This window comes from Candidatus Margulisiibacteriota bacterium (assembly GCA_028706105.1).
Lineage (GTDB): Bacteria > Margulisbacteria > Riflemargulisbacteria > GWF2-35-9 > DYQY01 > DYQY01.
In genome coordinates, this window is the sequence record JAQWCF010000051.1 from 1 (window position 1) to 13700 (window position 13700).

The 13700-nt window shown below is 35.4% G+C and carries 9 protein-coding genes and 1 tRNA gene; 7 read left to right on the forward strand and 3 right to left on the reverse strand.

The genetic code is table 11. The features are described 5' to 3' along the window. Both PHF25_06245 and purU read right to left on the reverse strand, forming a co-directional pair. Nucleotides 1–76 (reverse strand) — tRNA-Met (locus PHF25_06245). An 89-nt stretch (nucleotides 77–165) separates the two neighbouring features. Continuing rightward, on the reverse strand, nucleotides 166–1026 hold the full coding sequence (purU, locus tag PHF25_06250) for a formyltetrahydrofolate deformylase (GenBank protein MDD4527620.1): 861 nt from the start codon (nucleotides 1024–1026) through the stop codon (nucleotides 166–168). Between the two features lie 53 nt (nucleotides 1027–1079). Between purU and PHF25_06255 the strand changes: the two genes are divergently transcribed. From PHF25_06255 to lpxC, 7 genes are all read left to right on the forward strand, one after another. After that, entirely contained in the window at nucleotides 1080–5915 is a 4836-nt protein-coding gene (locus tag PHF25_06255; protein ID MDD4527621.1) for a hypothetical protein, read from the forward strand. A 31-nt stretch (nucleotides 5916–5946) separates the two neighbouring features. After that, nucleotides 5947–7635: a BamA/TamA family outer membrane protein gene (locus PHF25_06260; GenBank protein ID MDD4527622.1), complete on the forward strand. Its 1689-nt coding sequence runs from the start codon at nucleotides 5947–5949 to the stop codon at nucleotides 7633–7635. A gap of 76 nt (nucleotides 7636–7711) precedes the next feature. Continuing rightward, a complete protein-coding gene (locus PHF25_06265) occupies nucleotides 7712–9442 on the forward strand; it encodes a BamA/TamA family outer membrane protein (protein ID MDD4527623.1) in 1731 nt (576 codons plus the stop codon). 15 nt (nucleotides 9443–9457) lie between these two features. Beyond that, nucleotides 9458–9907: an OmpH family outer membrane protein gene (locus PHF25_06270; protein ID MDD4527624.1), complete on the forward strand. Its 450-nt coding sequence runs from the start codon at nucleotides 9458–9460 to the stop codon at nucleotides 9905–9907. Beyond that, nucleotides 9904–10887, forward strand: a complete 984-nt coding sequence (lpxD, locus tag PHF25_06275) for a UDP-3-O-(3-hydroxymyristoyl)glucosamine N-acyltransferase (GenBank protein ID MDD4527625.1) — start codon at nucleotides 9904–9906, stop codon at nucleotides 10885–10887. Before PHF25_06270 ends, lpxD begins: the two co-directional genes overlap by 4 nt. 106 nt (nucleotides 10888–10993) lie before the next feature. Continuing rightward, on the forward strand, nucleotides 10994–11632 hold the full coding sequence (locus tag PHF25_06280; GenBank protein ID MDD4527626.1) for a hypothetical protein: 639 nt from the start codon (nucleotides 10994–10996) through the stop codon (nucleotides 11630–11632). A gap of 9 nt (nucleotides 11633–11641) precedes the next feature. After that, a complete protein-coding gene (gene lpxC, locus PHF25_06285) occupies nucleotides 11642–12451 on the forward strand; it encodes a UDP-3-O-acyl-N-acetylglucosamine deacetylase (GenBank protein ID MDD4527627.1) in 810 nt (269 codons plus the stop codon). On the opposite strand, the gene PHF25_06290 is transcribed toward lpxC, so the two are convergent. Then, nucleotides 12434–13700: hypothetical protein (locus tag PHF25_06290; GenBank protein MDD4527628.1), on the reverse strand; the 1267-nt coding region annotated here is incomplete at its 5' end. The genes lpxC and PHF25_06290 overlap by 18 nt on opposite strands.

Genomic DNA, 13700 nt, shown 5'->3' on the forward strand with positions numbered 1-13700 from the left:
TGGTTGCGGGAGCCAGACTCGAACTGACGACCTTTGGGTTATGAGCCCAACGAGCTACCAACTGCTCCATCCCGCGTCACTGAACACAGACAAAAAATCTGTGCTCCACGTTGTAAGTGGATTGTATTGTAATACTTTTGGGTATAGGTGTCAATCTAGGCGGATTTAATCAAAAACAACGGTTTTATTTTCAAACACCAAAATTTTATTTTGGAGATGTTTATTTACTGCATAGGAGAGAACTTGTTTTTCTAGTTCTTTTCCTTTCCTGATGAATCCTTCTAAATTATCTTTATGATTAACTCTGACTACTTTTTGTTCTATTATCGGCCCTTCATCTAAAATATTTGTAGTGTAGTGCGAAGTAGCTCCAATAATTTTTACACCTCTATTATAGGCTTGTTTATAGGGATCGGCTCCTACAAACGCTGGCAGGAAAGAGTGATGAACATTAATTATTTGTCGATTATATTGGGAGACAAAGTCAGGACCCAAGACTTGCATATATCTGGCAAGAACAATCAGATTAACCTTATATTCTGCTAAGATTTTCAATTGAGTTGCTTCAGCTTCTTTTTTGTATTCATGGATAACAGGAATATGATGGAAAGGAATATGGAAATGTTCAGCGATACTTTGAGTGTTTTGGTGATTAGAGATAATACAGCAAGGATTAAACTGTAGTTCTTCGGATTTATTTTTAATTAATAGGTCGTATAAGCAGTGGTCTGTTTTTGAAGTAAAAATAGCAACCTTTTGAGGTTCCTCTCGAAAAAAGAGCTGAATGTTCATGTTATATTGTTGTTTTATTGGTTCAAGCTGAGCTAGGAGTGTCGCTTTATCTAATTCGGAATTAGCAATCTCGAATTCTAGTCGCATGAAGAAATAGTTAGTTTCTTTGTCTATATGTTGCTCAGCATGTAGCAAATTGCCTTTGTGTATGAAAATAAATTCAGTTACCTTATAGACTAAACCTTCTTTGTCAGGAGATGATATTAATAATATTGCTTTATTGTTGTGTAACATAATTTAGTATTGATTTATCATTATGACCGAAAGAGATTATAATACAAGAGAGAATGAAAAAAATAATACTGGCTTCAATGGGTTTGGTTCTTGTTTTTGGGTACATCCTAGGGATGAGAGCTTTGGAAAATTTTGTCTTGCAAGAGGCAGTAAAAGTATTGCCTGAATTTGTTACAGTAAACAGCATTCAAATAAATCCATTGTCTTCGCTTACCATCAGGGGAGTGCAAGTTGAGGATGTTTCAGTTCCCTCCTCGGACATTTTTAGTGCAGATTCCATCAAGATAAACTTTAATCTCGGGAAAGGGATTAAAAATAAAGACCTTTCAGCTATTTCAACTGTGATTTTGGATAAACCAATAATTCAAGTTAAACATTTTAAGGATGATACCTTCAATTTCTTAGAGCTGTTAAAGAAAATTAAATTCCCAACAGATAATGCTAATGAAGTATTAGGACTAGATATTGATGTGAGGGTTAAAAGGGGAACAGTAGAATATTATGATGAACGAGGTTTTGGTGCCAAACCTTTCAAATCCCCTAATACTAATAAGGTCTATAAGCTCAACACTTTGATTAACTACAAGGATGGCTATACGAAAATCAAGAATTTTTCAGGATATTTAAACAAAGATAAAAATAAAGTTTTTGCGTCTGGTGAAATAAAGTCAAAAGATTATTGGGCAAAGATAAAAGCTACTGGTTGTGAAATAAGTAAAGAAATTAATTATTTTATGCCTAACGATGATTTTTTATTTAAGAACGCAGAAGGTGACTTGGAAATAGTGTTAAAAAATAATGAAGTTAAGAAAAAAACAGACCTTCCAATCAGATTTGATGTTGATTATAAAAGCAAAAACACCTTATTTAAAATGGCGATTTTAACAAAAGATGTGCTGATTAATGAGGGCACACTTATGGTCAATAATAATGGAATTTTGCTGAAAAAATTAAACACTCAGATCGAAGGCCAGCAGTTTGATGTAAATGGGAGAGTAGATGATTTTTATAAGCTGAAAATTCATGTAAATAATTCTTCCACTGATCTGGGTAAAGTAGAGAAATTTTTGCCCTTTCTTCAGACACTAAAACTCAGAGGAGTTGCCAAGACAGACTTAAGTATCTCCACAAACGAGGAGAAAAAAGTAGTAATAACTGGCAATGTTGATAATTACGTTGGTACTGTTATCGGCTATTCGCTTGATAGGGGAACCTTGGCTTTTACTTTTGCAGACAACAAGGTTGACTTAATATTTCGTGAGGTTAATGCTTATAAAGGCGTTGGTCTAGGTTATGGCTATATCGAAATGAAACCAGATTTTCCTCCCTATGTTTCTATGGTTGTAGATATTCGAGATGTGGAACTGTATAGTTATTTTAAATCGGAGCCATTCACAGGGAAGGTTGACCTTGCGCTGAGGATAGATAGTTATACGGAAAACCTTAATGGGTTTGTGGATATAATTGGAAAAGAAGCGAAGGCTTTTGGTCAGGATTTATTACAAGCGAGAGTATATTGGCAAGCAGAACAGGGCAGAACCGTCTTTGCTGAGAAGTCGTATGCTGTGATTAATCAGCCAGATTCAGTGGTTTATTTAAATGGGCACTTAAATAAAGATAATAGCTTTTTTGTGGCTTTTTCTAAAAGTGCGTTAGAGGTTGATGATTTTTATTTCTTTTATACTGTTACTGGCAACTATAGAGCTAAAGCAAACTTTGAGGGTTTTGTTTCAGGTGTGTATAACAAAGCTTTTTTGAAAGACCCTGCTTCTAAAATGCGTGGCAATATTGTTGGCGAGATTGATTTGTTTGAAGTGACAACTCCACAAATAGCCATGAAGGGTGAAATGAATGTTAGGTTTGAGAATGGTCTCAGTATTTCCGTTAATATGAAAAACAAAACATCAACTTTGGCCCTGAAAGTAAGGGTAGAGGACAAGAAAGTGAAGCGCTTAAACGTTCAAGCTAGTAATTTGGATATGACGATTGCTAAAACATTTATTAAGCCTATCGGTATCGGTTATAAGGGTATTGTAAGTTGCGACATCACAATGTTCCCTGATAAAAATAAACTTTTCTTGAAAGACCAAGGTGTGACTGGTTCTGTTTATTTATCAAAAGCAGTTGTTGCGTCGCAAAGTATAGATTCTTTTAGTGGAGTTATAGCAATAACAGGGAACAATGTTGTTCTGTCTAATGCTAGGCTTGTAAACAAAGGCACGGATGTTATTTTTTATGGGGAGTATCGTTCAACCTCTGATTTTTTAGCAGAAATTGTTAGTGGCTCTGCGAGCAGTAAGGGTTGGCTGTTTTTTCCTGCTGGAATTAAAGGTGAGGTTAAGGGTATTCAAGGTAAAGCTCGAAACAATAAAGGTAAAATAACCTTTGATTTAAAAGCTAACTTGCAAGACGCATTATATCGCGGAGTTTTTTTGCCAGATGTCAGTGGCAGATTTGTTCTGGATGGTGAAAAAATATCTTTCAAAGAGGTAGAAGTTAATCATTTTAAGGATAGTTATTTTGTTTCGGGTAGCTTATATTTAAAGCCGCTACCTTCTGGAGTTAATCCTTTTGATGTTCAGATTAAGGTTATCAAAGGTGAATTAGAAAATATTTTTGACCTTTATAATAATATTCAAATCAATTGGAGAAACAAAAACGATCTTATTAAAAAAGAAGCTAAAAGTAATATCAGTATTTTCGATAAGTATAACGATTTAATGAAAAGAGAAGCACAGAATCTCTACTCATTAAGAGGAAGCAATATTTCTCAGGCCTTAGATGAGCTGAAGGTTCTGGAGCAATCTTCCAGTGCTGAGTTCCTGCCGGGAATTTACGGGACATTAAAAGGATATTTGCATATTTCTTATTTGAACGATTTAGTTTTTTCTAGTGACTTAACGTTGAACGAGGGCCGCTACAGTTTTATTAATGCAGAAGAAATTAGGTTGTTGTCAGCCCTTAAAGGTGATTTTTTTGATGTTTCTGTTAGAGCGAAGAACACTAAGATAATGAATAAAGATTTTGAAGAACTAAGTGTTTTTACCAAATACTATCCGGAGAAGGATGAAATCGAGATAGTTAATTTATTTGCAAAGATGGATGGTCGCAGAACAAACGATTTATTGAAAGGTAAGATAAATTTTAAGGATGCTTTTAAAGATAATCCTAACAAGCAGGCCTTGGATTTATATTTATTTTTGGATAAGGACGATATTGGTATTTTGACTATTTTTAATAAAATGTTAGCAAACATTAAGAACCAAGGTACGTTGTTGTTAAGTATAACGGGACCATTTATTAATCCTATGATTAATTCGGAAGAAGCTACGTTAAGAAACTTTGAATTAGCTTTTGCTCCTGGGTTTATGTTACGAACACCTCTGAAAATTGTTTTTGCTGATCTTAAGGTAAAAGATAGCAGGATAATCTTCCCAAAAGATATGAAAATTAATTGGCAAGGGTTAGACACTGATGGAAAGTTAAACGAGTTTATTTGTAATGGTGGCGTTGCTTTTGCTGGATTTTTAGATAAATTTGCTGGCCTTGTGTTTGATTTGGATATTAATTTAAACCCAGCTAATTTGAAGTTAGATATTAAAGATTTATTTAAGGGTAGGGTGAAGTTGTTCGATACAAGCATCAAGGGAAAATATACCGTTGCCTTTAAAAAAGAACTTATTAGGGAACAATTAAACGATGCTTTAACAGAGAAAGAAAAAGGTCCAGTTTTTAAAACAAAAATCATTGCTGAGAGTGGTATTTACCAGATTGGGTTAGGCGTTGGCGGGAAGAGCGGGTTAAGTGAGGTCAAACCACCTCTTTTGCTTGATTTAAGTGTAGGTCTTGGCAAGGACATTCAGATAGTTCAAAAGAGTAATGAGGAAGATTTGAATAAGTGGTTTACCAACATTAATATTACTTTTGAAGAACGACCAGAACTTCTGAAGGTGGAAGGCTCCTTGAATACTCTTGATACAGAAGGTATTTTTAAGTTTAGCAATGGTCGAATAATATTTATGAACAAGATATTTAACCTAATGGATAGGCAGAAACAAAGAGAAATTTTTGGTGCAGGCTCTTCTGAAATTGGTGATAATTATGTGGAGATAAAGATGGAACCTCATCCTGTATTTAAGGACAAGAGGAGTGCAACACCATACTTTAATATTAAAACTTTTAGTGAAGTACAAAAGTCAATTGTTGCAACTGATAGCGTCAAGCATGAAGACCATTTATTTGTTGTTTTTATCCAAGGCCCAATCAATGACCTAAATTCTTTTTCCATAGAACATTACAAGAAAGGTGACTCTGGTTATGCGTTAGCTCAAGGTAGAATATATATTACCGATATGACCTCTGACCAAATGGATACAGTTATTTCTTATTTAGTTCCTGCAGTATTTAGACCCGATTTTTATAGGTCTATTTTGCAAGAAGGTATTGCGGATAACCAAGAAGCGAATGCCATGCTGCGAGAATATTCCGCTTCACAGATAAACATCTGGATAGACCAACAATTAAGGCCCTTTGAGCAAGAGATTGCCAAGAATATGGGTTTATATGATGTTAACATTCAGCATGATCTTGGTGGAGAACTGGTTAACGCTATGCAGATTTTTCAGCAAAGAGAAGATCGGTTGTATAATGAGTCTAAAGAAAATGCTTTGTCAGTAGAATATGTTAAAGACCTTTTCTTTAAGAAATTATTTGTTAAAGTTAAAACAGGGATCAGCCAAGACCCGACGAAACCATTGTTGAACATGAGTCAATATGAATTGGCATGGTTATTAAATGATTACTTGAGCCTTAATTATGGCAACTATAATTTGAACGATATTGACACTATGTATGGAGCTTTTTCAATCAATGCAAACTTTATTTTCTAGAGTACTATTAATATGTTTTATGGGAGTTGCTATGGCTATAAGCGTTATGCCAGAGGACCCGTCTGTGTTTAATCACCATATTATTAATAAAATTATTTTCTTATCCGAGGACGGGAGCGAGAACGTAACCACTGGGATTACAGAAAGGGTTCAATTCCTTCAGCCAGAAGAAAGATTTTATTATGACTATTTGATTAGTGATATTTCCAATATTTTAAAAAGCGGTTTAGCGAAAGATGTTAATGCTCGTGTGAGACAAACTGGTGAACAGGAAGTTAGTGTCTATTTTTCTATAGTTAATAATCAGAAGATAGAAAAAATTCAATTAAGCAATGTTAGCGTTATTAATCCCGAAGCGATAATTGCGAGCTTGAATAATAAAGTGGATTATCCGTTAGACAATACTTTCATCAAAGACGATGTCAAAATCATTGAGGACAAGTATCACGATGCGGGTTTTGTTTTAGCCAGAGTCTCTAACGTTTTCTTTGTGGATCAGTATTCCACCTTGATTTTTAATGTGGAAGAAGGAGAGATAGCTAGAATAATCCTCAGGGGTATTAATAATATAAACGAGAAATTAATTTATAGAGAAATGTCACTTGTTTCTGGCTCTGTACTTAATATGAATCAATTACGAGAAGATAGATTAATAATAATGAGGTTAGGATACTTTTCTAAAGTAAGCATTCCTCTAATTCTTCCTTCCTCTGAGTATCCGGGTAAAGTGGATATTACGTATGATCTTAGTGAGAGCAAAATCAATAATTTACAAATAGGTATTGAACAGTTACCAAACAATTTATATAGCCTTACCTTTGGGCTAAGATTCCCTAATTTTAGGAACGAAGGTGATGGGCTTTATTTGAAAGCTCAAACTCTATTTAATGCTCCGTTGGAGGACTATAGTTACTTTTTAAAATATAATGAACCTTGGCCGTTTGGGGTCAAGATGCCGCTTGATTTAACGTTGTGGCATCAGGTAAATAGAGAAAATGTTATAGGTAAGAGTACTTCAGTTCCGGTTAAAAGGCGTGGCTGGGAAGCAACTTTACAGCCAATAAGCTTTGAAGACAGGAAGCTGTTGGTGGGCTTTACGCAGGAAGACGTGCAAGATACCACCGCTACGTATCCGTCATATTATACCAGTGCAGTTAGGTTTGCCTTTGTGCAGAATAATATTCGGAACATTAATCATCCATTAAAAGGTACAATGCATTCAATAGAAATAGAGAAGGGAAACAACCTCTTTGGGGTTTTAAATTTCGGAGGAATTCCTTATGCAAAATATGAATTTAAATATACCTTTTTTCAAGAGTTACTCAACTTGGGGGTTTTAGGGCTACATTTTGAAGCAGGCTACTTGGATTCTGATGATGGCACTATTCTTTTGTTTGAACAGGATATGTTTAGTGTTGGTGGTGCCTATTCATTAAGAGGCTTTAAAGATCCTTATGTTGACCCAGTAACTGCTATTTCGGGTGCGAAAAAACTTCTGATAAACCTCGAGTATAGAACATTACTATTGAGTTGGGTGCAGTTAGCAGCTTTTACAGATTGGGGATATGCGACTAGTGATTCTATGCAACTTTCTAATTTTAAATGGGGTGGGGGACTTGGACTGAGAATATTTACTCCATTAGTTCCGATTAGGCTGGACTTTGGTTATAGCGACCAAGAAAAGCTTATTTTTCATTTTGCCTTAGGCCAAGCTTTTTAATAACATCTACCTAGCTTCTTCCGTCAGTTATTGCTTTATGTTAGAATGAATGAAGATTTTAAAAGAGGGTGGGTCTATGATTAAAAGATTATTATTATTATCATTTCTTTTCGGAACTTTATTCGCTAGTACAATTAATCAGGTGATTATTAGTGGTAGCTTTACAACTGAGAAACCAAATATTTTCAACATGCTTAAGAGTAAACCTGGCACAGCTATGGTCACGGAGAATGTTATTGATGACATCAGAAGAGTTTATGAAACAGGACTATTTAAAGATGACATAACAGTAGAACCAGTGTTTTTAAAGAATGGTTCTGTGGATTTAGTTTTTATGGTTACAGAAAATCCTCGAATAACATCTGTTCAGTTTATGGGATTACATACTTTTACTGCAAAACAACTTTTGGCGAGCATGGACTTAAGGGAAAACGCTGTGCTGGACTATTCAAAACTTAGAGGCGATATAAGAGCAATAAATGATTATTATCACGAAAAAGGCTATGTTCTGATGACCATCAAGCAAGTTATTGAACCAAAAGAAGCTGGAGCATTAATTTTTGTTATTAATGAAGGGATAATTGAGGATATTTTTATTAAAGGACTCACTTATACCAAGGACTTTGTTATAACTAGAGAAATGGACTCTCAAGCAGGAAAAGCTTTTAATATTAACGTCTTGAAAGAAGATATGCGAAGTATTTTTAATACAGGCTTTGTAGATAATATTAATATCGAACCTCCTGTTGCCGGTATAGACCCAGAAAAGGTTATTGCTGTTGTAAGTGTTCAAGAAAAAAGATCTGGTTCGTTCCAGTTCGGTGGTGGAATCGGTTCTACTTCAGGATTTTTTGGTTTCTTGCAATTAGAATTTGTTAACTTTTTGGGTGAAGGCTATAACCTCGCAGTTAAAGGTCAGTGGGGAGAGAAACAAACAAATTACGAAGTTAGATACTTTAATCCTTGGTTCTACCCTGAAATTTTTGGCTCAAGGGCATGGACAACATTTCGTTTGTGGCACACAGATGGTCAGATAGATGAAGGGCAAGGATTAAAAGCTTACAATGATGGTGGAGAATGGACTTTGGGGCGTAAACTAGACAAGACGCTCAGTGTTTTTGGTAATATTAGGATTAATAATATTTCTTCTTATGAGTCAATTCCTATTCCGCAAAAGGTGCCTACTGAAGAGATTTCTTCTTATAAAGTAAGAAGCATAGGCGCTGGAGGCAACTATGATACTAGAGATAATAGGTTTAATCCTTCCTCAGGTGAGTTTCTTTCTGCTAGGGCTGATACTTCTTTGTTGTTTTTGGGAGCGTCAGTTGAATATTTGAAGACTAAGTTTCAGGCGCAGAAATTTTTCCCATTGTCTGACAATTTTGCTCTTGGTTTTAAGGGACAGGCGGATGCTTCTATTGGAACAATTTTTGATACAGAAAGGTATTTTTTGGGAGGCTCTACAACGATAAGAGGGTATGAAGATGGAACACCAATTGGCGTTGGTGGAGCTAGAGTAATGGGGACAACCGAGCTTAGGTATATGATCAATGAAACAATTAATATTTATGGGTTCTTTGATATAGGAAAAATCGGGCGAGGCTTTTCTCAGTGTATGGTAAATGCTGCTGGTTCTCCAGAGTGGCGCTATGGTTATGGGATGGGATTTAAAGTTATTACTCCCATAGGACCATTAAGATTTGATTTCGCTTGGGGTGATGGTGAGAACTATGGTGGATTTGAGTCTTATTCTTTAAAACAAAGTGGACAAATGACAGTACACTTTAATATTGAAAATACTTTTTAACAAAGGAGAAAATAAATGAGAAAACTACTTGTATTTGGATTAATAGTTTTTAGTTGGGGTTTTTCTGCTACAGCCATTGGTTATGTGGATACATTAGAGGTGTTACAGTCTTATAATAAAGCAATCGCTGCACAAGCTGATCTTGTTCAAAAACAACAGGACGTGCAAGAGTTTTTTGCTTTAAAACAAAAAGAGTATGAGTCTTATGTACAACCTGATAGTACAGAACAAGAAATATTTCAGATTAAGAAAGAATTGGAAAATGCTGTTGAGCCAAAAAGACAGGAACTGCTAGAACTAAACAAAAAACTTTCTAATGAAATAGAAGAAGATATCCTAGTTGCTACTGAGACAATATCTAAGCAACTAAAATTAGACATAGTGCTAGATAAAAAATCTGTTCTTGTGGGCGGTATGGACATTACAACTCTTGTTGTAGATAAACTCAATAATAAAAACAAATGAAGCTCTCCTATATAGCTAAATGTATAGGTGGCGTATTAGTTGGTGTTGATCGAGAGGTTTCTACCTTAAGAAGTTTAGATGTAGCCAACGAAGATAGTTTAACGATTTTACTTGATAAAAAACATCTAAATAAAGCTCAAGTCACTAGTGCAGCAGCAATCGTAGCAGACACAACAGAGCTTTCAGTTCCGTCTATAATTAAGGTGGCCAAACCAAGAGCAGTTTTTGCGAAGTTAGTTTCTTTATTTTATCTACAAGATATTCGTGTTGGTGTTTCAAAAATGGCAGATGTTTCAGAAAAAGCAGTTTTGGGAAAAGATGTTTATGTTGATTCGTTCGTGAAAATAGATGAGGGAGCAAAAATAGGTGCTGGAGCAAGAATTTATTCTGGAGTACATATTGGTAAGAATGCAGTTGTGGGTAATAACACTGTAGTTTTTGCCAATGTTTCTATTTATCATGAGGTCATAATTGGAAATAATTGCCTCATCCATTCTGGCGCGGTAATTGGTGCTGATGGGTTTGGATTTGAAAAAAACCAATTAAAGCAGTGGGACAAAGTTGCGCAGATTGGCAAGGTTATCATTGGGAACGACGTGGAAATAGGGGCTAATACTTGTGTTGATAGAGGGTGCCTCCAAGATACAGTTATTATGGATGGGGTTAAATTAGACAACTTGATTCAAATAGCTCATAATTGTTTTATAGGGAAACATAGCTTATTGTCCTCAGTTTGTGCTATTGCAGGTAGTACAACAATCGGTGACTATAATCTGTTTGCAGGTGATGTGGGGACAGCTGGGCATGTTAAAACTGGAAATGATGTGACTGCGATGGCGAGGTCTGGCATAACGAAGGATATTTCCGATGGGCAAGTCGTTAGAGGTTTTCCAGCAGGCCCACAGAGGGAAGTAATAAAGGAAGAAGCTGTATTAAGAAGGTTAATAAAAGAAAGAATGAAGACCACTAGTTTATCGTAATGGTAGGGTTGACTGGAAATGTGTGATAAGAATAAGTCTACTTTAGGCGATGTGCTGAGTTTGTCGAAGTAGGATTTAGGAGCTAAAAATATAAGGAGGAAAAAGAATGAAAAAGGTAATTATTGCATTATTAATGATAGGAGCGATGGGTTGGTCTGTGCCATCAATGGCGGGGACAAATGGTTTAATACATATGCCAGCTGCAGTTGCTGTTCAATACAAGGAATATGATTTAGGCGTTAATTTTCAAAATTCACAAACAGCTAAAACTGGTCAATATTTTGCAAATCTTGGGATTCTTGATGGGTTTGAACTGGGGTTTATTGGAAACACCCAACAAGAAGGTGTGTTTGTTAATGTAAAGTACTATATGTTAAGCGATAAAAGTGAGTATCCGTTGGGTTTAGCTACAGGGATAACAGGACTTACTTCATATTCCAATACTAATCTTTATATGGTGGTGAGCAAAGCTTTCCCTAATAAATTATCAGGGCATTTTGGGTTTAGATCAAACTTGAACTCAGCCACAATTAAAGCAGAAGTTATGTTTGGAGTAGAGATGAAGATGGGTGAGCAATTGAATTTTGTTTCAGATATTATAGGCTCTGATACAGCTTGGGACCTTTCTGCAGGCTTAAGAATTAAACTATCCGAGGATTTAATGCTTAATGGTTATCTAGAAGATATCCTTAATTCCAATGACGCTAAGTTCACTTTGGGATTTTCTTATCATGGTATTCTTTAATAAAAACTGATGGGATTTACCTTAGAACAAGCAGTTGAAATAGAGAGTGTGGGCATTCACTCAGGACAAAATGTGAAAATGAGACTATTGCCTTACCAAGGTGGAATTGTTTTTGTTCATATGACGACCGGCACAGAGATTCCCCTTTCTATTGAAAATGTTATTCCTATTTCTTTAGGCACAAACCTTAACAAGGGGAATGTGTGGATTCGCACCATTGAACATCTTTGTGCTGTTTTATGGGCACTGAGTATAACCGACTTGAAAATAGAGCTGGAGGGTGACGAGATACCGATTGCGGATGGAAGTGGGAAAATTTTTTGGGATAAACTTGTGGCAGCTGGAAGAAAAGTTACGAATACAGAGTCAAAAGTATTAACTTTGAAGGAGCCAATGATAAGATTTTATGACAATGATATTTTTTTAATGGCTTTTCCGAGTGATGAATTGACCATTAATTATACAATTAATTTTCCTCATGTTCCCATTAAAGCTCAAAACTTTATTTTTAGGGGTAGGCAATTTTTTGAGTCAGAGATTCTTCATTGTCGCACCTTTGGCAATGCAGAGGATCTAGCCAAACTACATGCTGATGGTAAAGCATTGGGTGCTGGCGTTGATAACTGTTTAGCCTATGATAATAAGGGCTTTATTAATGAACCAAGGTTTGAGAACGAGTCTGTTCGACACAAGATTCTTGATTTGTTAGGAGATTTATATGCTTCTGGTTATGATGTACGGGCCAAGATTATTGCCTATAAGACTAGCCATAATATCAATAATCAATTTTTGAAAGAGTTATTACAAACTTTGGGGTAGCTTTATTTTCTGGAGAACACAGTTAACAATAAACCCAATAATTAGTTGATTAAAGGTCCAATCCTTACCGTCATACCATTTTTCTCCGTAGCCAGTTATAAGTGAACGTTCCTGAAGTCCATTAATTTTTTCTTCTTCATTAATAAAAATATTTTTTAAATTTATGGCTTCTTGGTTTGTCATAGCACCAGAGATATAAAGTGTTCCAGGCACATTTTCAGGTGGATCTTCTGGAAAAGCATATTCGTATTTATTTGGGTATTGTGACATAAAAGCATTCATTGCAGCTTGCTTGGAAGTATTTCCAATATCAACATGAGAACGTACATCTAATACTTGGTCATAGAATTCAGTCGCTTCACTAGCAGAGATGTTATTAAATACTGCTTTTAATCCAGTTCTTAGTGCTATTACAATTTCGTTAGGATATCCGTAGTATAAAAGATTATTTAGGTTAACCCCATGTTTTTGGACTAGCAGATTGAGCATTTCTAATGAATAGGTATCATTATATTTTACATAATTCATTAAGTGGTCCATCACAAACCTAGGCCATTCTTTTTGTTCAGTAAGGTTTATATTTGAGCCACGACCAGGAAATTCTTGTGTGGAGTTTTGTCTGATGGAAGTAAGTGCTTTGATTGTTTGTTCGTTTTCTGGTGTGGGACTAAGATTATTGAGTAAATCATCTATGTTTGCTGTTGCGTTAGCTGTATAAGTTAAATAGCCATTACTGTCTTCAGTGAAGATTCCTAGCGTTCTCCAGTTGTTTGCATAGTGTGTATTAGAAAATATTTGATTAATGTGAAAGCTATCCACTTTTGTTCTAGGAAAGTGGGCATCAAGGTCTAGAGAAACATTTATTTCTCCAGTATTGTTATTTATTAGAACAACACACCAGTCCACCAAACCAAAGTTGTTAACTACTTCAGAGTTTATAAGATGTTGAGAACGTTGTAGATTTGCCCATTTGGGGTTTAAATCATGGAGAAGGTTAGATGCGTAAGAATATGAGTAAGATGGGTTCCAAAGGAAAATAGTTTGATCACCTTTTATAGTATAGAAAGGACTATCAAATAATTTCGCGTAAGTATCGTTTACACCACACAAGGGGATGGTTAATCCTTGGATGTCTTTAGTTTCGTACTTAAAGAAATCATCTGAGCATGTTTTTGCTTCAATGCTTCTATTAGTTAAGGCTAATGTCATTATTTTAAACACATCAGCATCTGCTGCAGAGGTCTTGTCA

Excerpts from the sequence above, each read along its gene's own strand:
- purU (MDD4527620.1), bottom strand. The coding sequence starts at position 1,026 with ATGTTACACAACAATAAAGCAATATTATTAATATCATCTCCTGACAAA.
- PHF25_06255 (MDD4527621.1), top strand. The coding sequence starts at position 1,080 with ATGAAAAAAATAATACTGGCTTCAATGGGTTTGGTTCTTGTTTTTGGG.
- PHF25_06260 (MDD4527622.1), top strand. The coding sequence starts at position 5,947 with ATGGCTATAAGCGTTATGCCAGAGGACCCGTCTGTGTTTAATCACCAT.
- PHF25_06265 (MDD4527623.1), top strand. The coding sequence starts at position 7,712 with ATGATTAAAAGATTATTATTATTATCATTTCTTTTCGGAACTTTATTC.
- PHF25_06270 (MDD4527624.1), top strand. The coding sequence starts at position 9,458 with ATGAGAAAACTACTTGTATTTGGATTAATAGTTTTTAGTTGGGGTTTT.
- lpxD (MDD4527625.1), top strand. The coding sequence starts at position 9,904 with ATGAAGCTCTCCTATATAGCTAAATGTATAGGTGGCGTATTAGTTGGT.
- PHF25_06280 (MDD4527626.1), top strand. The coding sequence starts at position 10,994 with ATGAAAAAGGTAATTATTGCATTATTAATGATAGGAGCGATGGGTTGG.
- lpxC (MDD4527627.1), top strand. The coding sequence starts at position 11,642 with ATGGGATTTACCTTAGAACAAGCAGTTGAAATAGAGAGTGTGGGCATT.